Annotated in this window: 1 protein-coding gene; it reads right to left on the minus strand. The window is 60.6% G+C overall.

Annotation, left to right across the window (positions count from 1 at the left end):
* A partial coding sequence (locus ACP7D4_RS28190) for a DUF6444 domain-containing protein (RefSeq protein WP_426212748.1) occupies positions 1-602 on the minus strand: 602 nt, incomplete at its 3' end.
* Between the last annotated feature and the right edge of the window lie 70 nt (positions 603-672).

Raw genomic sequence — 672 nt, forward strand, 5'->3', positions numbered from 1 at the left:
TCGCCCACCCATGCCACTAGCGTGCCGGGCGAAATGGCCAAGCCATACACGTCACGGATCAGCTCAGCAGCGCGCGCATACGGCAGCATCTGCCCCTGCGTAAGGTGGACCGCAAGCGCCTTCACGTTTGGGCCGTATTGCACCGCATCGGTCACGCTCGCCGGGAAGGCGCTGGTGTGCAGTTGACCGCATTGGCAACGCACCGAAAGAGTGCGATGTTCCACAACGTCGAACGCAGCGAGCGGCACGTCGAATACTTGGCGGCGCTCCTCGACGCGCGTATCCTGAAGCGGCAATGCATGGTGACAGTGGTCGCAGTGTCCGGGCAGCGGGTGATCAATACGCTCGGTCGGCTGCAAGGCCTGCTTGAGTGTGCTGCCCTTGCGGCCAGTCTGGCCCCCGGGCGGCTTGCCGGACGACTCGCGCAACGAGCTGGTCTTCTTGGCAAGGCCATCGGACGAGGGTGGCTTGCTCGAATTGCTGCTGTTCTTGTTGACCTTCGATTCGAGCGCCTCCAAGCGCGCAAGCAACGTCAGAATGAGGATGTCCTTCTGTTCGTGGGACAGTCCAGTCAGGTCGGGAGAAGAAGGTTTCGTTGCCATGCCAGCATGATGAACGCGATCACAATTGTTTACAACTAATTTCTGCCGGTCATAGGGGCTGAACAGTCAC

Origin of the sequence: Massilia sp. TWP1-3-3 (assembly GCF_049897805.1) — a bacterium.
Taxonomy (GTDB): Bacteria; Pseudomonadota; Gammaproteobacteria; order Burkholderiales; family Burkholderiaceae_D; genus Telluria_A.